The 18,823-nt window shown below is 71.1% G+C and carries 17 protein-coding genes and 1 tRNA gene; 8 read left to right on the forward strand and 10 right to left on the reverse strand.

Going from position 1 to position 18,823, the window contains the following annotated elements; all coding sequences use genetic code 11:
• The 4 genes from PV721_RS29010 to PV721_RS29025 form a co-directional block, all read left to right on the forward strand.
• The coding region (locus PV721_RS29010; RefSeq protein WP_319729227.1) for a PQQ-binding-like beta-propeller repeat protein at window positions 1–1,559 on the forward strand (1,559 nt) is incomplete at its 5' end.
• Window positions 1,560–1,687: 128 nt separating this feature from the next.
• Window positions 1,688–2,380 (forward strand): response regulator transcription factor, encoded by a 693-nt coding sequence (locus tag PV721_RS29015; protein ID WP_319729268.1) that lies wholly within the window; start codon window positions 1,688–1,690, stop codon window positions 2,378–2,380.
• Window positions 2,381–2,566: 186 nt separating this feature from the next.
• Window positions 2,567–3,526 carry a UDP-glucose 4-epimerase GalE gene (galE, locus tag PV721_RS29020; protein WP_319729229.1) on the forward strand — a complete coding sequence of 320 codons (960 nt, stop codon included), beginning with the start codon at window positions 2,567–2,569 and terminating at the stop codon, window positions 3,524–3,526.
• A 480-nt stretch (window positions 3,527–4,006) separates the two neighbouring features.
• A complete protein-coding gene (locus PV721_RS29025; RefSeq protein WP_319729231.1) occupies window positions 4,007–4,774 on the forward strand; it encodes a response regulator transcription factor in 768 nt (255 codons plus the stop codon).
• Here PV721_RS29025 and PV721_RS29030 read toward each other — a convergent pair.
• Entirely contained in the window at window positions 4,733–5,230 is a 498-nt protein-coding gene (locus tag PV721_RS29030; RefSeq protein WP_030386194.1) for a MarR family winged helix-turn-helix transcriptional regulator, read from the reverse strand. The genes PV721_RS29025 and PV721_RS29030 overlap by 42 nt on opposite strands.
• A gap of 161 nt (window positions 5,231–5,391) precedes the next feature.
• On the opposite strand from PV721_RS29030, the gene PV721_RS29035 reads away from it, so the two are divergent.
• Both PV721_RS29035 and PV721_RS29040 read left to right on the forward strand, forming a co-directional pair.
• Window positions 5,392–6,249 carry a trans-aconitate 2-methyltransferase gene (locus tag PV721_RS29035; RefSeq protein WP_319729237.1) on the forward strand — a complete coding sequence of 286 codons (858 nt, stop codon included), beginning with the start codon at window positions 5,392–5,394 and terminating at the stop codon, window positions 6,247–6,249.
• A gap of 2 nt (window positions 6,250–6,251) precedes the next feature.
• A complete protein-coding gene (locus PV721_RS29040; RefSeq protein ID WP_319729240.1) occupies window positions 6,252–6,644 on the forward strand; it encodes a VOC family protein in 393 nt (130 codons plus the stop codon).
• A 101-nt stretch (window positions 6,645–6,745) separates the two neighbouring features.
• Here the strand turns inward: PV721_RS29040 and PV721_RS29045 are convergent, their stop codons facing one another.
• Together PV721_RS29045 and PV721_RS29050 are read right to left on the reverse strand one after the other, a co-directional pair.
• Window positions 6,746–7,420: a TetR/AcrR family transcriptional regulator gene (locus tag PV721_RS29045; protein WP_184791550.1), complete on the reverse strand. Its 675-nt coding sequence runs from the start codon at window positions 7,418–7,420 to the stop codon at window positions 6,746–6,748.
• Entirely contained in the window at window positions 7,417–8,397 is a 981-nt protein-coding gene (locus PV721_RS29050; protein ID WP_319729245.1) for an acyl-CoA desaturase, read from the reverse strand. The genes PV721_RS29045 and PV721_RS29050 overlap by 4 nt, the downstream gene beginning before the upstream one ends.
• Before the next feature lie 347 nt (window positions 8,398–8,744).
• On the opposite strand from PV721_RS29050, the gene ppc reads away from it, so the two are divergent.
• Window positions 8,745–11,507 carry a phosphoenolpyruvate carboxylase gene (gene ppc / locus PV721_RS29055; RefSeq protein WP_319729246.1) on the forward strand — a complete coding sequence of 921 codons (2,763 nt, stop codon included), beginning with the start codon at window positions 8,745–8,747 and terminating at the stop codon, window positions 11,505–11,507.
• A gap of 72 nt (window positions 11,508–11,579) precedes the next feature.
• Here ppc and PV721_RS29060 read toward each other — a convergent pair whose 3' ends face one another.
• The 7 genes from PV721_RS29060 to PV721_RS29090 all read right to left on the reverse strand — a co-directional run bounded on the left by PV721_RS29060 (window position 11,580) and on the right by PV721_RS29090 (window position 17,253).
• Window positions 11,580–11,906 carry an LPXTG cell wall anchor domain-containing protein gene (locus tag PV721_RS29060; protein ID WP_319729248.1) on the reverse strand — a complete coding sequence of 109 codons (327 nt, stop codon included), beginning with the start codon at window positions 11,904–11,906 and terminating at the stop codon, window positions 11,580–11,582.
• A gap of 227 nt (window positions 11,907–12,133) precedes the next feature.
• Window positions 12,134–12,724, reverse strand: coding sequence for an aminoacyl-tRNA hydrolase (gene pth, locus PV721_RS29065; RefSeq protein ID WP_319729251.1), 591 nt, complete (start codon window positions 12,722–12,724; stop codon window positions 12,134–12,136).
• Between the two features lie 99 nt (window positions 12,725–12,823).
• Window positions 12,824–13,408 (reverse strand): 50S ribosomal protein L25/general stress protein Ctc, encoded by a 585-nt coding sequence (locus tag PV721_RS29070; RefSeq protein WP_319729254.1) that lies wholly within the window; start codon window positions 13,406–13,408, stop codon window positions 12,824–12,826.
• A 181-nt stretch (window positions 13,409–13,589) separates the two neighbouring features.
• Window positions 13,590–14,567 (reverse strand): ribose-phosphate diphosphokinase, encoded by a 978-nt coding sequence (locus tag PV721_RS29075; RefSeq protein WP_030027111.1) that lies wholly within the window; start codon window positions 14,565–14,567, stop codon window positions 13,590–13,592.
• Between the two features lie 133 nt (window positions 14,568–14,700).
• Window positions 14,701–16,146 carry a bifunctional UDP-N-acetylglucosamine diphosphorylase/glucosamine-1-phosphate N-acetyltransferase GlmU gene (gene glmU, locus PV721_RS29080; RefSeq protein ID WP_319729265.1) on the reverse strand — a complete coding sequence of 482 codons (1,446 nt, stop codon included), beginning with the start codon at window positions 16,144–16,146 and terminating at the stop codon, window positions 14,701–14,703.
• 111 nt (window positions 16,147–16,257) lie between these two features.
• Window positions 16,258–16,329: transfer RNA gene (locus tag PV721_RS29085), tRNA-Gln, on the reverse strand.
• Between the two features lie 39 nt (window positions 16,330–16,368).
• Complete coding sequence (locus tag PV721_RS29090; protein WP_319729266.1) at window positions 16,369–17,253, reverse strand: hypothetical protein; 885 nt, start codon at window positions 17,251–17,253, stop codon at window positions 16,369–16,371.
• Between the two features lie 131 nt (window positions 17,254–17,384).
• Between PV721_RS29090 and PV721_RS29095 the strand changes: the two genes are divergently transcribed.
• The gene (locus PV721_RS29095; RefSeq protein WP_319729267.1) at window positions 17,385–18,692 is read left to right on the forward strand and encodes a sensor histidine kinase; all 1,308 of its coding nucleotides are present in this window, start codon (window positions 17,385–17,387) and stop codon (window positions 18,690–18,692) included.
• Window positions 18,693–18,823: the final 131 nt, after the last annotated feature.

Here is an 18,823-nt window from a genome sequence, read left to right on the forward strand (position 1 = left end):
GCACCCCGCCGCCCTTCGGCGCACCCGGCACCCCGCCGCCCTTCGGCGCACCCGGCACCCCGCCGCCCTTCGGCGCACCGGGTGCTGCGGCCCCGGTCGTCCAGCCCCCGGCCGGCGGCGGCAACGACAAGCGCACCCAGCTGATGATCGTCGGCGCGGCCCTGCTGGCCATCGTCCTCATCGTCGGCGGCGGCCTCTGGTACGTCTCCGGCGACGGCGACGCCGAGGGCACGAAGGACACCGCGAACGGCGGCCCCGCCAAGCCGGGGGACGACAAGTCCCAGCCCGGTGCGGGCGGCAGCGAGAAGGTGCCCTCCAACATCAAGTCGAAGGTGCTGGTCAACCAGCCGAGCCCGACCCCGGACGAGATGGTCCAGGTCCCCGGTTCCTGGCTGACCGACTCCACCTACATCAAGTCCGACGTGTACAAGATCGTCGGCTACAACGTCGTCGACGGCGGCGTGAAGTGGGAGGTCCCCCTCCCCGGTGAGCTCTGCGGAGCCTCCCGGCACGTCTCCGACAACAAGGCGGCGGTGATCTTCCGGCCCACGAAGCCCACGCCGGAGGTCAAGTACCCGGCGTGCACCGAGGTCGGCGTCATCGACCTGAACGCCGGCAAGCTCCTCTGGAGCGGCCAGGCCAAGGGCGCCACCAGCGGCGACAAGCCCGTGTCCTACTACGAGGTCACCCTCAGCGGGCAGACGGTCGCCGCCGGCGGCCCCTCGGGCGGCGCCGCCTGGAACCTCGCCGACGGCAAGTCCCTGTGGCTGCCCAAGGTCGACGGCGAAGGCTGCCGCGACGTCGGCTACGGCGGCGGCGAGGCCCTCGCCGTCATCCGCAGGTGCGGCCAGAGCTCCAGCACGACCCTGTACGCGCAGGCCCTCGACCCGGCCACCGGCGCGCCGCAGTACTCGTACAAGCTCTCCGCGGGCATCGAGAACGCCAGCATCGTCTCCACCAAGCCCCTGATCGTCGGGGCCGACGTCGGCAAGACCGCCAAGAACGCCAGCGGCGTCAGCGACCTCTTCGTCCTCGACGCCACGGGCCAGCTGAAGACGAAGATCTCGCTCTCCTCCGGCACCTTCGGCGGCGAGTGCCACACCGAGGTCGAGCGGTGCGCCGGCATGATCGTCGGCAACGGCAAGCTCTACCTGCCCTCCTACGAGCACCAGGGCAAGGACGCCTACGGCAAGACCAACGAGCTGCTCTCCTTCGACCTGGAGACCGGCAAGCAGACCACCGACCGCGCCGACGCGGGCGAGCGGTACAAGCTGTACCCGCTGCGCATGGACGGGTCGAACATCATCGCCTACAAGGAGCCCCCTTACGACAAGGGCGGCCAGGTCGTCAGCATCGACGGCAAGACGATGAAGGAAACCGTCCTGATGGAGAACCCGTCGGACAAGACGACCCAGCGCATCGAGACGGGCTACTCGCCCGGCTACCACGAGTACCGCTACCACAACGGGAAGCTCTTCCTCGCCCGCACCGCGGTCAAGAAGCCGTACTCCGCCACGTCCGACCCGGAGTTCATCTTCACCGCCTTCACCGCGAGCTGATCCGTCCGCACGCCGCGCAGCAGCCCCCGGAAGGTCCGCCTTCCGGGGGCTTCTGCGCGGTAACCCCCGCGCTCCGTCGAACAAGCGTGTAGCTTGCCGGGTCAGAAGGGTGGGGGGTGGGTACCTCAATGGGCGTACGGGTCGTGGTGGTCGACGAGCACCGGCTGCTGGCCGAGGCACTGGCCTCTGCCCTGAAACTGCGCGGCCACCGGGTCCTGGCGGCCGCCGCCCCGGCCGCGGGCGCCGCCGAGCTGGTCATCGGACGGGCCCCGGAGGTCTGCCTGTTCGGGACGGCGACCCCCGCCGAGGCCGGGGTCTTCGAGCCCGTCGTCCGCATCAAGCGGGAGCGCCCGCAGATCGCCGTCGTCGTCCTCGGACCGGTGCCCAGCCCGCGCGGGATCGCGGCCGCCTTCGCCGCCGGCGCCTCCGGGTACGTACGCCAGGACGAGCGCATCGAGGGCGTGGAGCGGGCCCTGGCCAAGGCGCGGGCGGGCGAGGTGGCGATCGCCCCGCAGCTGCTCCAGGGCGCCTTCGCCGAGCTCCTGAACCCCGCCGCCCAGCCCGACGACGAGGGGAGCCGGCTGCTGCGCCTGCTCACCCCGCGCGAGGTGGAGGTGCTGGTGCGGGTCGCCGAGGGCGAGGACACGCGGCTGATCGCCGCGGGCATGGCGATCGCGCCGAGCACCGCCCGCACGCACGTGCAGCGGGTGCTGATGAAGCTGGGCGTGGGATCGCGGCTGGAGGCGGCCGCGCTGGCCGCCCGTACCGGCCTGCTGGACCGGGCGCTGCCGGTGCGGCCGGCCGCCGCCGCGCGGGACTGACGGGCCGCGGCGGCGCACCGGCGGGCGCGCGCGGGCCCGCCGCCGGCCGGGTGCGGCCGTCCGAGGTCCCGGTGCGGCCCGCCGGCCGCCCGCCGCCGATTTCCCCGCGGGCGTCGAATCGGGTAAGCCAGTGTCCTAGCACGCGCACGCTCCCGCGCGTGCTCCCCCGCGAGAGGCAGTAGGCGAGTGAGCAAGTACCTGGTAACCGGTGGCGCCGGATACGTCGGCAGCGTGGTCGCGGCCCACCTCCTGGAGGCCGGCCACGAGGTCACCGTCCTCGACGACCTCAGCACCGGCTTCCGCGTCGGCGTCCCGGCGGGCGCCGCCTTCATCGAGGGCCGCATCCAGGACGCCGCCCGCCACCTGGACTCCTCCTACGAAGCAGTGCTGCACTTCGCGGCCTCCTCGCAGGTCGGCGAGTCCGTGGTGAACCCGGGCAAGTACTGGGAGAACAACGTCGGCGGCACGCTCGCCCTGCTCGGCGCCATGCGCGAGGCGGGCGTGCGCAAGCTGGTGTTCTCCTCCACCGCCGCCACCTACGGGGAGCCGACGGAGGGCCTGCTCACCGAGGCCTCGGTGACCGCGCCGACCAACCCGTACGGCGCCTCGAAGCTGGCCGTCGACCACATGATCGCGGGGGAGTGCGTGGCGCACGGCCTGGCCGCGGTGTCCCTGCGCTACTTCAACGTGGCCGGGGCCTACGGGGAGTTCGGCGAGCGGCACACCCCCGAGACGCACCTGATCCCGCTGGTCCTCCAGGTCGCGCTGGGCGAGCGCGAGTCGATCTCGGTGTTCGGCGAGGACTACCCGACTCCGGACGGCACCTGCGTGCGCGACTACATCCACGTCGCCGACCTGGCGGAGGCCCACCTGGCCGCCCTGCGGGTCGCCGCCGAGGGCGAGCACCTGATCTGCAACCTGGGCAACGGCAGCGGGTTCTCGGTCCGCGAGGTCGTCGAGACGGTCCGCAAGGTCACCGGCCGGGAGATCCCCGAGGTCGTCGCCCCGCGCCGGGCCGGCGACCCCGCGATGCTGGTCGCCTCCGCGCGCACCGCCCACGAGCGCCTCGGCTGGACCCCGAGCCGCTCGGACCTGACCGGCATCATCACGGACGCGTGGAACTTCGCGCGCACGCACACCTCCTGACCCACGGGTAGCCTCCCGGAACACCGCTGTCCTGCGCGCCCCCCGCACCCTGCCCGGTGCGGGGGGCGCGTGCGTTCGGGCCGTGCGCTGCCGCCAGGCGCTGTGCGCGGGCGCCCGGCGTGCACACGCCGGGTGAATTGCCCACCGTGCAACTGCCCGTGGCACGCGCCGGTACGGAAGCCGCCATCCGGACCTGCGGTACAGGTGATTTCAAGCCACCACAAAGGCAGTTCAGAACCGCTGCGCGGGAAAATCGCTGGGAAAACTTCTGCTATTCGGCCAACCGCGAGCGGCACCCGGCCCTACGCTGATGCGTGACACCGGTGGGGGCCGGTGTTGATTCAGGGGTCGAGACAAGTCGGGTACGGCGTCCGGTCCGGGGTAGTGCAGAGGTGTCACGGCGGCGGCCGGGGCAGCTGCGGATCACCCGGTCCGGGCGCCGTACCCGCCGTCGTCCGTTCCCCTACCCTTGGGGGTTTTGTGGTTCGTATCCGGGTTCTCGTCGTCGACGATCACCGCATCTTCGCCGAATCGCTCGCAGCCGCGCTCGCGGCCGAGCCGGACGTGGACGTGTCCGCGGCCGGCAGCGGTCCCGCCGCGCTGCGCTGCCTCGAACGCGCGGTGGCCGAGGGCCGCCGCTTCGACGTCCTGCTGGTCGACGCCGATCTCGGCGCGGTCGCCGGGGCCGTGCCCGCCCCGCGGGAGCCGGCCTCCGGGCCGCCGCCGCCCGGCTCGGACGGGATCGCGCTGGTCGCCGGGGTGCGGGTGACCCACCCCGGGGTGCGTACGGTCGTGCTCGCCGAGCGCGACGACCCGCGCCGGGCCGCGCACGCGCTGCAGGCCGGGGCCTCGGGCTGGGTGGCGAAGGACTGCTCGCTCTCGCGGCTGCTGGCCGTCATCCGCGGGGTCCTGCGGGAGGAGACCCACCTGCCGCCCGCGCTGCTGACCGGAGTGCTCCGGGAGTTGACCGCGGCGCGCAAGCACCGCACGGACAGCGAACGGCTCGTGGAGTCGCTCACCCCGCGCGAACACGAGGTGCTGCGCTGCATGGTGGCGGGCCTGGGCCGCAAGGACGTGGCCGCGCGCCTGTTCCTGTCCCCGCACACCGTCCGCACCCACATGCAGAACGTGCTGGGCAAGCTCGGTGTGCACTCCACCCTGGCGGCGGTGGCGCTGGCCCGGCGGGCCGGCGTACGACCGGCCGACCTAGCCGGGGATGTTGTCGAACGGAGCGGTCAACTGGCGTAGCAGCCCGGCGAGATCACCGCGCTGGTTCTGCGAGAGCTGGGCCAGGATCGCCCGCTCCTGCGCCAGCAGCCCGGCGAGGGCCTGGTCCGCACGGTCCCGGCCCTCGGGGGTGAGCCGCACCAGGACCCCGCGGCGGTCGCTGGGGTCCGGGAGCCGCTCGACGAGGCCCTTCTTGGCGAGCCGGTCGATGCGGTTGGTCATGGTGCCGGAGGTGACCAGGGTCTGGGTCAACAGCTGGCCGGGGGAGAGCTGGTAGGGCGCGCCGGCCCGGCGCAGGGACGTCAAAACGTCGAACTCCCACGGCTCCAGGCCGTGCTCGGAGAAGGCCAGCCTGCGGGCGCGGTCGAGGTGGCGTGCGAGCCTGCTGACGCGGCTCAGTACCTCGAGCGGTTCCACGTCGAGGTCAGGGCGCTCCCGCCGCCATGCCGCCACCAGTCGGTCGACCTCGTCCTCCATGCGGATCAGTGTAAGGGGTATGTCGATGTGAAGTCTCTTCACACCGAGTATCTCGACCATGAGTATCTTGACATCGAGATATAAATCGCGTGAGCATGGGGCATGGAGGGGGCCGGAACAGATTCCGCTTCCGACCGCCCCGCCAGCAGGGAGGCTCGAACATGTATTCCGATATCGCGCACTGCGGGACCCCCACGTCCACCGCGCCCTCCGCTCCCACCTGGGACCCCCAGCAGTACCTCCGGCACGCAGGCCACCGCACACGGCCCTTCCTGGACCTCCTCACCCGCATACCCGAACTCCCCAGCAAGCCCGCCCGCATCGCCGACCTCGGCTGCGGGCCCGGCAATGTCACCGCGCTCCTCGCCGACCGCTGGCCCGGCGCCCGCATCACCGGCTTCGACCTCTCCCCGGAAATGCTCCACCGCGCCACCCAGGAGCACGCCGGTCCCACCACCGGCGGCGGCAGCCTCGACTTCCGCCACGGGGACCTCGCCGGCTGGCTCCCCGAGGAGCCCTACGACCTGATCGTGTCCAACGCCGCCCTGCAGTGGGTCCCCGGCCACGCCGGCTCCTTCGGCGCCTGGATCAACAGCCTGCGCCCCGGCGGCACCTTCGCCTTCCAGATCCCCGGCAACTTCACCGCCCCCAGCCACGCCCTGCTCGCCGAACTGTGCGACACCCCGCGCTGGCGGTCCCGGCTCGCCGGCCACGGCGCCCGCTACATCCACATCCTCGAACCCGCCGAATACCTTGCCCGGTTCACCGCGCTCGGTTGCGCCGCCGACGTCTGGGAGACCACCTACCACCAACTGCTCCAAGGCCCCGACCCCGTGCTCGACTGGGTCAAGGGCACCGCCCTGCGGCCCGTCCTCACCGCCCTCGGCGACGACCGCGAAGCCACGGACGCCTTCCTCGCCGAATACCGCGACCGGCTGCGCGTGGCCTACCCGGCCGGGCCCCGGGGCACCGTCTTCCCGTTCCGCCGGATCTTCGCCGTCGCCCGCAAGGAGGCCTGACCGTGCTCACCGCCGTCGACCACGTCCAACTCGCCGCGCCGCCGGACTCGGAGGACCGGCTCCGCGCCTACTACACCGACGTACTCGGCATGACCGAGATCCCCAAACCGCCCGTCCTCGCCGCACGCGGGGGCTGCTGGTTCGCCGCCGGGCCCGTACAGCTGCACCTCGGCATCGAGGAGGACTTCCGGCCCGCCCGCAAAGCCCATCCGGGACTGCGGGTGACCGGGATCGAGGCGTACGCGAGCAGACTGGAGGAGCGGGGGGCCAAGGTCGTCTGGGACGACGACCTGCCCGGCCACCGCCGCTTCTACTCCGAGGACCCCGTCGGCAACCGGCTCGAATTCCTTGAAGAGCACAGCCTGGAACAGCAGGCCCTGGAAGAGTGCGGCTGACCCGACCCGCACGCACCACACGACGGCGCCCCGCCACCGACCATCCGGTGACGGGGCGCCGTCGTACGCGCGCCTCGGTGCTCGGCCTTTGCGGCCCGTGCTCAGCTCTTGCGGCGGCCCACCAGCTGCGGCTTCGACTCCAGCCCGTCCAGCCCGTGCCAGGCCAGGTTCACCAGGTGCGCGGCCACCTCGGCCTTCTTCGGCTTGCGGACGTCCAGCCACCACTGCCCGGTCAGCGCCACCATCCCGACCAGCGCCTGCGCGTACAGCGGCGCCAGCTTGGGATCGAAGCCCCGCGCCTTGAACTCCAGACCCAGGATGTCCTCGACCTGTGTGGCGATGTCACTGATCAGCGAGGCGAACGTGCCGGTCGACTGCGCCACGGGAGAGTCCCGGACCAGGATCCGGAAACCGTCCGTGTACGACTCGATGTAGTCCAGCAGCGCGAACGCCGCCTGCTCCAGCAGCTCCCGCGGATGCCCGGCCGTCAACGCCCCCGTCACCCCGTCCAGCAGCTGGCGCATCTCCCGGTCCACGACCACCGCGTACAGCCCCTCCTTGCCCCCGAAGTGCTCGTACACCACCGGCTTGGACACCCCGGCCTTCGCCGCGATCTCCTCCACCGACGTGCCTTCGAAGCCCTTCTCCGCGAACAGGGTCCGGCCGATGTCCAGCAGTTGCTGACGCCGCTCCGCGCCCGTCATCCTGACCCGGCGGCCGCGCCTGGGCTTGTCGCTGCTGGAATTACTGCCGTCGATCGCCACGCCCCCCATCATGCCGCTTTCGCGTCGCTTTCCCTGCGCCGGGCGTCGATGCGGGCCGCCGACGGCCAGCGCACGTCCGTGGCCCAGCCCAGCTGCTCGAACCAGCGGATCAGCCGCGCGCTGGAGTCGATCTGGCCGCGCAGCACACCGTGCCGCGCCGAGGTCGGATCGGCATGGTGCAGGTTGTGCCAGGACTCCCCGCAGGACAGCACCGCCAGCCACCACACGTTGCCGCTGCGGTCCCGGGACTTGAACGGCCGCCTGCCCACCGCGTGGCAGATCGAGTTGATCGACCACGTCACGTGGTGCAGCAGCGCGACACGCACCAGCGAACCCCAGAAGAACGCCGTGAACGCGCCCCACCAGGACATCGTCACCAGACCGCCCACCAGCGGCGGGATCGCCAGCGACAGGATCGTCCAGAAGATGAAGTCGCGCGAGATCCGCCGGATCGCCGGATCCTTGATCAGGTCCGGCGCGTACTTCTGCTGATCGGTCTGCTCCTCGTCGAAGAGCCAGCCGATGTGCGCCCACCACAGCCCCTTCATCAGGGCCGGCAGCGTCTCCCCGAACCGCCACGGCGAATGCGGGTCGCCCTCGTGGTCCGAGTACTTGTGGTGCTTGCGGTGATCCGCCACCCAGCGCACCAGCGGCCCCTCCACCGCCATCGAACCCATCACGGCCAGGACGATCCGCAGCGGCCGCTTCGCCTTGAAGGAACCGTGCGTGAAGTAACGGTGGAAACCGATGGTGATCCCGTGGCAGGCCAGGAAGTACATGAACACCATCAGGCCCACGTCCAGCCAGCTCACCCCCCAGCCCCACGCCAGCGGGACGGCCGCCAGCAGGGCCACGAAGGGAACGGTGATGAACAGCAGCAGAGCGATCTGCTCGATGGACCGCTTGTTCTCGCCGCCGAGGGTCGCGGACGGCGCAGATGACTCGGAGGGCGCCGAGGCGCCCTCGATCAGATCGGGACTGGTGGTCATGGGTGTCCCCTGGGGGGTGAGAGAAGTCGGCAGGCTCCCTGGCTACGAACCCTACGGACCCGTAACCTACGGCATCGTAAGTATGGCAAAGCCGGGTCGCGAGGCAAGAGGACCGCGACCGGGGCACGAGGCGCGCGCCGACCGTTCACGCGCCGCCTAGTGAGACGTCTGCCCAGGCACACGCGTCGGACACCTATCCTGGTCCCGTCGGACAGCGCGGTCCGCACGGGCAGCCCGAGCTGCGCATCAGGAGCGACGATCCCCCGGACACGATCCGCAGGGCATCGGAGCGCGCGGCCGGCAGCCCACCGCCCAGTAGCGCTCGAACACTGCAAGGAGCCGCACCTGTGAGCAGTGCTGACCAGGCCCCCCAGGGCCAGGCCCCCGTCACCCCGGCCGCCACCGCCAACGCGGAGCTGCGCGCGGACATCCGCCGCCTCGGCGACCTCCTCGGGGAGACCCTCGTACGCCAGGAGGGCCAAGAACTCCTCGACCTCGTCGAAAAGGTGCGCGCCCTCACCCGCACGGACGGCGAAGCCGCCGCCGAGCTGCTCGGCGACACCGACCTGGAGACCGCCGCCAAGCTCGTACGCGCCTTCTCCACCTACTTCCACCTCGCCAACGTCACCGAGCAGGTGCACCGCGGCAAGGAACTGCGCGCCCACCGTGCCGCCGAGGGCGGGCTCCTCGCCCGCACCGCCGACATGCTGAAGGACGCCGACCCCGAACACCTGCGCGAGACGGTCAAGAACCTCAACGTCCGGCCCGTCTTCACCGCACACCCCACCGAGGCGGCCCGCCGCAGCGTCCTCAACAAGCTGCGCCGCATCGCCGCCCTCCTGGAAGAGCCCGTCACCGGCGCCGGCGACCGCCGCCGACACGACCTGCGCCTCGCCGAGAACATCGACCTCGTCTGGCAGACCGACGAGCTGCGCGTGGTCCGCCCCGAGCCCGCCGACGAGGCCCGCAACGCCATCTACTACCTCGACGAGCTGCACGCCGGCGCCGTCGGCGACGTCCTCGAAGACCTCGCCGCCGAGCTCCAGCGCGTCGGCGTCGAGCTGCCCGCCGGCACCCGCCCGCTCACCTTCGGCACCTGGATCGGCGGCGACCGCGACGGCAACCCCAACGTCACCCCCGACGTCACCCGGGACGTGCTGATCCTCCAGCACGAGCACGGCATCACCGACGCACTCGAACTCATCGACTTCCTGCGCGGCCTGCTGTCCAACTCCATCCGCTACACCGGGGCCACCGAAGAGCTCCTCGCCTCCCTCCAGGCCGACCTCGAACGCCTCCCCGAGATCAGCCCCCGCTACAAGCGGCTGAACGCCGAGGAGCCCTACCGCCTCAAGGCCACCTGCATCCGGCAGAAGCTCCTCAACACCCGCGAGCGCCTCGCCAAGGGCACCCCCCACGAGGAGGGCCGCGACTACCTCGGCACCGCCGAGCTGCTCACTGACCTCACCCTCATCCAGACCTCCCTGCGCGAGCACCGCGGCGCCCTCTTCGCCGACGGCCGCATGGACCGCACCATCCGCACGCTGGCCGCCTTCGGCCTCCAGCTCGCCACCATGGACGTACGCGAGCACGCGGACGCCCACCACCACGCGCTCGGGCAGCTCTTCGACCGGCTCGGCGAGGAGTCCTGGCGCTACGCCGACATGCCCCGCGAATACCGCGGCAAGCTCCTCGCCAAGGAACTGCGCTCGCGCCGTCCCCTGGCCCCCACCCCGGCGCCCCTCGACGCCGCCGGCCAGAAGACCCTCGGCGTCTTCCTCGCCATCAAGGACGCCTTCGAGAAGTTCGGCCCCGAGGTCATCGAGTCGTACATCATCTCGATGTGCCAGGGCGCCGACGACGTGTTCGCCGCCGCGGTGCTCGCCCGCGAGGCCGGCCTCATCGACCTCCACGGCGGCTGGGCCAAGATCGGCATCGTCCCGCTCCTGGAGACCACCGACGAGCTGCGCGCCGCCGACGTCATCCTCGACGAAATGCTCGCCGACCCCTCCTACCGGCGCCTCGTCTCCCTGCGCGGCGACGTCCAGGAGGTCATGCTCGGCTACTCCGACTCCAGCAAGTTCGGCGGCATCACCACCAGCCAGTGGGAGATCCACCGCGCCCAGCGGCGACTGCGCGACGTCGCCCACCGCTACGGCGTCCGGCTGCGCCTCTTCCACGGCCGCGGCGGCACCGTCGGCCGTGGCGGCGGCCCCTCCCACGACGCGATCCTCGCCCAGCCCTGGGGCACCCTCGAAGGCGAGATCAAGGTCACCGAGCAGGGCGAGGTCATCTCCGACAAGTACCTCGTCCCGTCCCTGGCCCGCGAGAACCTCGAGCTGACCGTCGCCGCCACCCTGCAGGCCTCCGCCCTGCACACCGCGCCCCGCCAGTCCGACGAGGCCCTCGCCCGCTGGGACGCGGCCATGGACACCGTCTCCGACGCCGCCCACGCCGCCTACCGGGCACTCGTCGAGGACCCGGACCTCCCCGCGTACTTCTTCGCCGCCACCCCCGTCGACCAGCTCGCCGACCTCCACCTGGGCTCGCGCCCCTCGCGCCGCCCCGACTCCGGCGCCGGCCTCGACGGCCTGCGCGCCATCCCGTGGGTCTTCGGCTGGACCCAGTCCCGCCAGATCGTCCCCGGCTGGTACGGAGTCGGCTCCGGCCTCAAGGCCCTGCGCGAAGCCGGCCTGCAGGACGCCCTCACCGAGATGGGCGAGCGCTGGCACTTCTTCCGCAACTTCCTGTCCAACGTCGAGATGACGCTGGCCAAGACCGACCTGCGGATCGCCCGCCACTACGTCGACACCCTCGTGCCCGATCACCTCAAGCACGTCTTCACCCGCATCGAGGCCGAGCACGAGCTCACCGTCAACGAGGTCCTGCGCATCACCGGCGGCAGCCGTCTCCTGGACTCCAACCCGGTCCTCCAGCAGACCTTCGCCGTCCGCGACGCCTACCTCGACCCCATCTCCTACCTCCAGGTCTCCCTCCTGGCCCGCCAGCGCGCAGCCGCCGCCCGCGGCGAGGAAGCCGACCCCCTCCTCGCCCGCGCCCTGCTGCTCACCGTCAACGGCGTCGCCGCGGGCCTGCGCAACACCGGCTGAGCCCCCGGACACGACGGAGCCCCCGCACCTCGGTGCGGGGGCTCCGTCACGTCCGGGCCGACTGCCTAGCGGCTACGGCTGCGTGCGACGGCGGCGGACCACCAGCACGCCACCGGCCGCGACCAGCGCGACGGCCAGCGTCGAGACCAGGGCGACCGGCAGGCCGGACCCGGTGCTGGCCAGGTCACCGCCGGCGACCGGGGCCGGCGAGCTCGCCGTGGAGCTCGGCGTACCGGACGGAGAACCGCTGACGCTCCGGCTGGGGGTCACCGACCCGGAAGGGGAGGCCGGCGGGGACGGGTCTTCGACACGGTGCCCGACGGCGTGCCGGACGGAGTCTTCGAAGGCGTCCCGCTCGGCGTCACCGTCGACGGGCAGGTGTGGGACAGGTTGAACCACTCCAGCCGGCCGCCCTTCACCTCGGCGACGGCGGAGGTGAGCTTGGCACCGGGCTCCGAGGCGACGTACGCGTGGTTGTGGTTCGGCGGACCGCAGGAGGTGACCACCTTCTGGCCGCCCGGCGACGCCCCGCACCAGTCAAGAGGTACTCGTGGGTATTCGTGTGCCCTTGTGCGCCTGCATGAGGGAATGTCCGAAGTGGCAATCGGTCTACGACCCCTGGTGACTCAGGAGTTGTACGTCGACTGCGCGCGCTCCAGGCCCTCCTGGATCAGACACTCCACCGAGTCGGCGGCCCGGTCCACGAACCAGTCCAGCTCCTTGCGCTCCGTGGACGAGAAGTCCTTCAGCACGAAGTCCGCCACCTGCATCCGCCCCGGCGGACGGCCGATGCCGCAGCGTACCCGGTGGTAGTCCGGGCCCATCGACTTCGTCATCGACTTCAGACCGTTGTGGCCGTTGTCCCCGCCGCCCAGCTTCAGGCGCAGCGTCGGGTAGTCGATGTCCAGCTCGTCGTGGATCGCGACGATCCGGTCCAGCGGCACCTTGTAGAAGTCGCGCAGGGCCGTCACCGGGCCGCCGGAGAGGTTCATGTACGTCATCGGCTTCGCCAGCACCACCCGGCGGTTCGCCGGTCCCGGCGCGCCGATGCGGCCCTCGACCACCTGGGCCCGGGCCTTGTGCGCCTTGAACTTCCCGCCGATCCGCTCCGCCAGCAGGTCGGCCACCATGAAACCGATGTTGTGGCGGTTGCCCGCGTACTCCGGTCCGGGATTGCCGAGGCCGACGATCAGCCAGGGTGCCGCGTCGTCCGACATCAAAAGCTCCTTAAGGCCTTGAACGAAGACGACCGCCGTCCCGCTCCAGTGGAGCCGGACGGCGGTCGGTCAGCAACTGCTGAGGGGAGAAGGCGAGGCTCAGGCCTCGGTGCCCTCGGCGGCCTCGGCGGCCGGCTCCTCGGCCTGCGGGGCCACGACCTGCAGGACGGCGATGTCGCCGTCGACGGCCAGGGTGGTGCCCTTCGGGAGGACCAGGTCCTTGGCGTGGATGGTGTCGCCGGCGTGGAGGCCCGCGATGGAGACGGTGACCTCGGTCGGGATGTGGGTGGCCTCGGCCTCGACGGAGATCGTGTTCTGGAGGGTCTCCAGCATGTTGCCGCCGGCGGCCAGCTCGCCCTCGGTGACGATCGCGACGTCGACGGTGACCTTCTCGCCCTTCTTGACGATCAGGAAGTCGACGTGGGAGATCGAGCGCTTCAGCGGGTGCTTCTGCACGGCCTTCGGGATGACCAGCTCGGTGCCGGCGTCGCCGAGGTCCAGAGAGATCAGGACGTTCGGGGTGCGCAGCGCCAGCTGAAGGGCGTGGGCGTCGACGTTGACGTGCTTCGGGTCGGTGCCGTGACCGTAGATGACGGCGGGGGTCAGGGCGTCGCGACGGGCCTGACGGGCAGAGCCCTTGCCGAACGTGTCGCGGACCTTGGCGGAAAGCTTGACCTCGGACATGCTCACTCCTCGTGGGGTGACGGAAATGGACGACAGTCACCCGGCCGGAACGGCCTGCTACGAAGAGCGCGTCGATAACGGAGCATCCGTACCGGAAACAGGTACGGCCTCCCTCGCCGAGCAACTCGAGGAGTGTACCCGGCAGGGGAGGCCGTACCCAAAAGGATCTATCGCGGAGCGATTACTGCTGCTCCTCGAAGAGGCTGGTGACCGAACCGTCCTCGAAGACCTCGCGCACCGCGCGCGCGATCATCGGGGCGATCGACAGCACCGTGATCTTGTCGAGCTCCAGGTCGGACGGGTCCGGCAGGGTGTTCGTGAACACGAACTCGCTGACCTTGGAGTTCTTCAGACGGTCGGCGGCCGGGCCCGACAGGATGCCGTGCGTCGCCGTCACGATGACGTCCTCGGCGCCGTGCGCGAACAGCGCTTCGGCCGCGGCGCAGATGGTGCCACCCGTGTCGATCATGTCGTCGACCAGGACGCAGACGCGGCCCTTGACCTCACCGACGACCTCGTGGACGGTCACCTGGTTGGCGACGTCCTTGTCGCGGCGCTTGTGCACGATGGCCAGCGGCGCGTCCAGACGGTCGCACCAGCGGTCGGCCACGCGCACGCGGCCGGCGTCCGGGGAGACGATCGTCAGCTTGGTGCGGTCCACCTTGGCGCCCACGTAGTCCGCGAGGACGTTCAGGGCGGAAAGGTGGTCCACCGGGCCGTCGAAGAAGCCCTGGATCTGGTCCGTGTGCAGGTCGACCGTGAGGATGCGGTCCGCACCCGAGGTCTTCAGCAGGTCCGCGACCAGGCGGGCCGAGATCGGCTCGCGGCCCTTGTGCTTCTTGTCCTGGCGGGCGTACCCGTAGGACGGGATGATCACGGTGATGGAACGCGCCGATGCGCGCTTCAGCGCGTCGATCATGATCAGCTGTTCCATGATCCACTTATTGATCGGAGCCGTGTGGCTCTGGATCAGGAAGCAGTCCGCGCCACGAGCCGACTCCTGGAAGCGGACGTAGATCTCACCGTTCGCGAAGTCGAAAGCCTTGGTCGGCACGAGGCCGACTCCCAGCTGGTGCGCGACCTCCTCGGCCAGCTCGGGGTGGGCGCGGCCGGAGAAGAGCATCAGCTTCTTCTCGCCGGTCGTCTTGATCCCGGTCACAGCACTGTCTCCTCAGACGTGTTGAAGCTGCTCGCCCCCATGTGCGTCCGTCCCGCACACGGTGAGCCAGCCGAATTGCGTGCACCTATCACGGTACGCCGTCGCGGGCGCACCTGTTTCCGGTCAGTTCACCTCAGTGGCGCTCGGAATCCTCCGAGACCGCCGACTGTGCCGCCGTGGCGGCCGCGCTTCCCGGACGCTTGCGGGCCACCCAGCCCTCGATATTCCGCTGCTGGCCACGGGCCACGGCCAGCGCACCGGGCGGCACATCCTTGGTGATCACGGATCCGGCGGCCGTGTAGGCGCCGTCCCCGATCGTGACGGGAGCCACAAACATGTTGTCCGAGCCCGTCTTGCAGTGCGAGCCGACGGTGGTGTGGTGCTTGTGCTCACCGTCGTAGTTCACGAAGACGCTCGCGGCGCCGATGTTCGTGTACTCGCCGATCGTCGCGTCGCCCACGTAGGACAGGTGCGGAACCTTGGTGCCCTCGCCGATCGTCGCGTTCTTCATCTCGACGTACGTGCCGGCCTTCGCCTTCGCGCCGAGGTTCGTGCCCGGACGCAGGTAGGCGAACGGCCCCACGGTCGCCTGCGGGCCCACGACCGCGCCCTCCGCGACCGTGTTGTCCACCCGGGCGCCCGCGCCCACGTGCGTGTCCCTCAGCCGGGTGTTGGGGCCGACCTCGGCGCCCTCGGCGATGTGCGTGGCGCCCAGCAGTTGGGTGCCGGGGTGCACGATCGCGTCCTGCCCGAAGGTGACGGTCACGTCGACGAAGGTGCTCGCCGGGTCGACGACCGTCACGCCCGCGAGCATGGCCTGCTCCAGCAGGCGCGCGTTCAGCAGCGCGCGGGCCTCGGCCAGCTGGACGCGGTTGTTGATCCCGAGGATCTGGCGGTGGTCGCTGCCGACGGCCGCGCCGACGCGGTGCCCCGCCTCGCGCAGGATGCCGAGGACGTCGGTGAGGTACTCCTCGCCCTGGCTGTTGTCGGTGCGGACCTTGCCGAGCGCGTCGGCCAGCAGGGCCCCGTCGAAGGCGAAGACGCCGGAGTTGATCTCGCGGATCGCCCGCTGGGCGTCGGAGGCGTCCTTGTGCTCGACGATGGCCGTCACGGCGCCGCCGGCATCCCGGACGATCCGCCCGTAGCCGGTGGAGTCCGGTACCTCGGCGGTGAGCACGGTGACGGCGTTGCCGTCGGCCTCGTGCGTCGCCGCGAGCCGGCGCAGCGTCTCCCCGGTCAGCAGCGGGGTGTCGCCGCAGACCACGATCACGGTCCCGTCGACCGGGCCGCCGAGCTCTTCGATGGCCATGCGGACGGCGTGCCCGGTGCCGTTCTGCTCGTACTGGACGGCGGTGCGGACGCCGGCGTCGACGTCGGCCAGGTGCGCGGTGACCTGCTCCCGGGCGTGCCCGACGACCACGACGAGGTGGGCGGGGTCCAGCTCACGGGAGGCGGCGACGACGTGACCGACGAGCGAGCGCCCGCAGATCTCGTGCAGAACCTTGGGAGTGGCCGACTTCATGCGGGTGCCTTCACCCGCTGCGAGTACGACGACGGCTGCCGGGCGGTTGGCGCTCACGGGGATGCCCTTCGGCTTCGGGGGTGGACCCGTGAAGGATACCGGGGGGCCAGGGTCCCGAAACGAGGGCCGGGTCCCGACCCTGATGGTCAGGACCCGAACGTGGTTAAGCTCCCCCGCCAGGACTCGAACCCGGACATAAGGCACCAAAAGCCTCAGTGCTGCCAATTACACCACAGGGGATGGCAATCTAGTCTAAAGCGGACATTCGATCTGTCCGGTTCAGCTAGACGCCCCTACTATGCCGCACCAGGCGCCCTCGACGCGACGGTAGATGTCGGCGCTTCGGCTGACGTAAAGGACCAGGCAGCCTTGGTAGTTCTCGCCCACATTCTTCCGGGTGGTCTTCGGGTTGTGCTTCTTCAGGGTTGCCCTGGCGAACCGTGCCGCGTCCGCGCCAACGAGGGCGGCCCAGTGCTCCTCGGCCGCCTTCACGGCGGCTGATTCGTGGATCATCACGCGATAGCGAATCCGTTCCCGGTCGACGCCGATGAGATCCAGCCAGGCCAGGAATACCCGGATGACCCGGGGGTCGCTGTTGATGAACTGCACCTTCTCGCGGCGATCGTAGGACTTGTCCTTCGCCCTCTCCGCCCAATAGAGGGTGACCCCGGCGATGAAGAGCTCCCTGTCGCTGAGCCTTCCGACCTCGGCTCGTGCCGACTCTTGGAGGTGGGTCCGCTGCTCGTCCCGGAGCGCGTTTTCGTGTTCCCAGCGCTTCCGTGAGGCGAGCTGAGCCTGTTCGGCGGGGGTCCGCTGCGGGGTGGGCTTCGGGAGGTCTCTGACCCACAGGGAGATCGAGCTTTTGGAGCAGCCCAGTTCGACCTGGATCTGGTCGTAGGTCATGCCCTGGAGGCGGAGTTCGCGGGCGCGGGCGCGGACGTGGTCCTTGGCGTTCGGGCGCTTCGTCCATTCGGGTGGTGCTTCGCCGTCGAGGAGGCGGTTGAGGACGTCGTTGTTGTGGACGGCGAGGCGGTCGCGGATCTGGCGGCGGCTGAGGCCTTCGCGGCGGAGGGCGACCGCCTGTTCGCGGAGGTCCTCGAAGGTCGCGCTCGTGGTGCGGAGGCCGCCGGTGCCGTCGCCGGGGCGACGTCGGGTTTCGGTCATGTCGCCCATGTCGTCCGGAATGTGGGATTCAGGTCTCGATGCGCGGATGATTCAGTCGTGCGTGCGATTGCCGTTGGTTTGCTGGAATTTTGATCGGGTCTGTGCTGATGGCCGCCCGTACGCTGGACGGCATGACCAGTACGGGGGAAGTGGAAGGCCGCGCTGGGCCGCCTTTGTGGTGGGCGCGGCGGCGGGAAGCCGTGGTGGATGTGCTGCTCGGCGGGGTGTCCGCCGTCGAGTGTGCGTGGGAGGGCGTGGCCTTCGCCCGTGAGGCGGGGGTGCCGACCGCGGTCGGGGTGGCGTTCGGCCTGGCGGTGGGGAGCACGCTCGTGCTGCGGCGGCGGTGGCCGATCGCCGTGGTGCTCGTGGGGATCGCCGTGGCGCCGGCCGCGATGGGGTTCCTGCTCTCGGTGGTGGGGATGTACTCGCTCGCCTCCTCCGAGGTGCCCCGGCGGATCATCGCCACGCTGGCCTCGATGTCGCTGGCCGCGACCTTCGTGGTGATGTACCTGCAGACCCGCGGGGACGTGGAGGCAGATCCGACGCTCGTGGTGGCGCTGTCCGGGTTCGTCGCGGTGGCGCTGACCGTGCCGCCCTTGCTGCTCGGGCTCTACATCGGGGCCCGGCGGCGGTTGATGGAGAGCCTGCAGGAGCGGGCGGACTCGCTGGAGCGGGAGCTGTCGCTGCTGGCGGACCGGGCGGAGGAGCGGGCCGAGTGGGCCCGCACGGAGGAGCGGACCCGGATCGCGCGGGACATGCACGACGTGGTCGCGCACCGGGTGTCGCTGATGGTGGTGCACGCGGCCGCGCTGGAGGCGGTGGTGGCGAAGGATCCGGCGCGGGCCGCGAAGAACGCCGCGCTGGTGGGCGACATGGGGCGGCAGGCGCTGACGGAGCTGCGGGAGATGCTCGGCGTGCTGAGGGCGGCGCCCAAGCCGGTCGCGCCGGTGGCTGCGGCTGCGGCGGCTCCTTCTGCTGCTCGTACGGCCGCGGCGGCGGTGACCGCTGCGCCGGTGGCTCCGGTCGCGCTCGTGGGGTGCGCCGAGGAGGGGCCTTCGCTCGTCGAGCTGGAGGCGCTGGTCGGGCAGTCGCGGGCGGCCGGGATGGTCGTGGAGATGCTGGTGCAGGGCGAGGGGGCGGCGTACGCGGCGGAGGTCGAGCAGACGGCGTACCGCGTGGTGCAGGAGGCGCTCACGAACTGCCACAAGCACGCTCCGGGCGCGCGGGTCGTGGTGCGGATCGCGCATCGGGGCGCGGAGGTGGCGATGCAGGTGGAGAACGGGCCCTGCGAGGGGCAGTCGGACGGGGTCGGGCTGCCGAGCGGGGGGAACGGGCTGGTGGGCATGCGGGAGCGGGTGCTCGGGCTGGGCGGGGTCTTCGTGTCGGGGCCGACGGACGCGGGGGGTTTCCGGGTGTCGGCGGTGCTGCCGGTCCGCTAGGCGCTGGCCTCGGCCGCCCGGGCCGTGCCGTTGCCTCCGGCGGGTCGGCAGGGGCCGGTCGTTGCCGTTGTCGTTGCCGTTGCCGTTGCCGTTGCCGTTGCCGTTGCGGTTGCCGTTGCCCGTGCCGGGGG

Source organism: Streptomyces sp. MB09-01 (genome assembly GCF_033794505.1).
Classification (GTDB): domain Bacteria; phylum Actinomycetota; class Actinomycetes; order Streptomycetales; family Streptomycetaceae; genus Streptomyces.

Bases quoted from the DNA above. Each gene is read 5' to 3' on its own strand.
- PV721_RS29095 (WP_319729267.1), top strand. From the start codon at position 17,385: ATGACCAGTACGGGGGAAGTGGAAGGCCGCGCTGGGCCGCCTTTGTGG.
- pth (WP_319729251.1), bottom strand. From the start codon at position 12,724: ATGTCGGACGACGCGGCACCCTGGCTGATCGTCGGCCTCGGCAATCCC.
- PV721_RS29090 (WP_319729266.1), bottom strand. From the start codon at position 17,253: ATGACCGAAACCCGACGTCGCCCCGGCGACGGCACCGGCGGCCTCCGC.
- PV721_RS29070 (WP_319729254.1), bottom strand. From the start codon at position 13,408: ATGTCCGAGGTCAAGCTTTCCGCCAAGGTCCGCGACACGTTCGGCAAG.
- PV721_RS29030 (WP_030386194.1), bottom strand. From the start codon at position 5,230: ATGGAGGACGAGGTCGACCGACTGGTGGCGGCATGGCGGCGGGAGCGC.
- PV721_RS29050 (WP_319729245.1), bottom strand. From the start codon at position 8,397: ATGACCACCAGTCCCGATCTGATCGAGGGCGCCTCGGCGCCCTCCGAG.
- PV721_RS29015 (WP_319729268.1), top strand. From the start codon at position 1,688: ATGGGCGTACGGGTCGTGGTGGTCGACGAGCACCGGCTGCTGGCCGAG.
- PV721_RS29045 (WP_184791550.1), bottom strand. From the start codon at position 7,420: ATGATGGGGGGCGTGGCGATCGACGGCAGTAATTCCAGCAGCGACAAG.
- PV721_RS29035 (WP_319729237.1), top strand. From the start codon at position 5,392: ATGTATTCCGATATCGCGCACTGCGGGACCCCCACGTCCACCGCGCCC.